This is a genomic window from Pseudomonas yamanorum (assembly GCF_013386765.1).
Classification (GTDB): domain Bacteria; phylum Pseudomonadota; class Gammaproteobacteria; order Pseudomonadales; family Pseudomonadaceae; genus Aquipseudomonas; species Aquipseudomonas yamanorum_A.
In genome coordinates this window covers 706-1,548 of sequence record NZ_JACARE010000080.1, presented here as the reverse complement: position 1 = coordinate 1,548, position 843 = coordinate 706, and the positions used below count along the sequence as shown (strand labels likewise).

Annotated in this window: 2 pseudogenes; both read right to left on the bottom strand. The window is 62.5% G+C overall.

The window, feature by feature from the left end:
- A pseudogene (locus HX875_RS32955) lies at positions 1–375 on the bottom strand (ABC transporter permease); the annotation flags it as partial.
- Positions 372–843: pseudogene (locus HX875_RS32950) on the bottom strand (ABC transporter substrate-binding protein); the annotation flags it as partial. The pseudogenes HX875_RS32955 and HX875_RS32950, both read right to left, overlap by 4 nt.

The window sequence follows — 843 nt, the reverse complement described above, 5'->3', positions numbered from 1 at the left end:
GGCGGCCAGGGTGCCGAGGGTGACGCCGAGCACCGACGAGAGCACGAATGCCGAGCCCATCAGGGCCAATGTCGCCGGCAGCCGCTCGGCAATCAGCGACCACACCGAGGTCTGGTTGCGATAGGAGTAACCCAGGTCCAGATGGGCGATATTGCCCAGGTAGATCAGCAGCTGTTGGAGCAACGGCTTGTCCAGGCCCATGGTCTGGCGCAGGTGTTCGATGAACTGCACATCGTCCACTCCCGCCTCGCCAGCCAACAGCAGCGCCGGGTCACCCGGCGCCAGGCGGATCAGCAAAAAGCCCAGCACCAGCACCGCCACGATCATCAACAACGCCTTGAGCAGGCGGCCGCTGAAATACAGCAGCCCGTTCATGGCGCGGGCGCGTCGAGGTAGACGCTTTCGTAGTCTTCGTTAAGGCTGGTGGCGGTCTGCAGCAGGTTCTTCACCTCTTTGTGGAACAGCGTCGGGTAGCGCATTTCGAAGATCGGCGCGATCGGCAGGTCGGTGTTCAGCACGTTCTCCAATTGGCTGTAGAGCTGGGTGCGCTCCGGGCCATCCGGGGTGTTGGCGACCTTGGTCCACAGGGCGTCGGCCTCGGGGCTGTTGTAGCCGCTGACGTTGGCAAACGGTGAAGTCTTGAGGATGTAGTCGGAGCGGTACAGGTAGGCGTTGGTCAGGTACGGGTCGCCGATCTGGAAGATGAAGTTGTAGGTCAGGTCGAAGTCCCAATCGCTGACCCGCTGGAACCAGGTGGCAGCGTCAGACGTCACCACTTGCACCTTGAAGCCCAAGGGTTGCAGGGCTTGTTTGGTGTATTCGGCCAGGCGCTCCCAGGCGCCG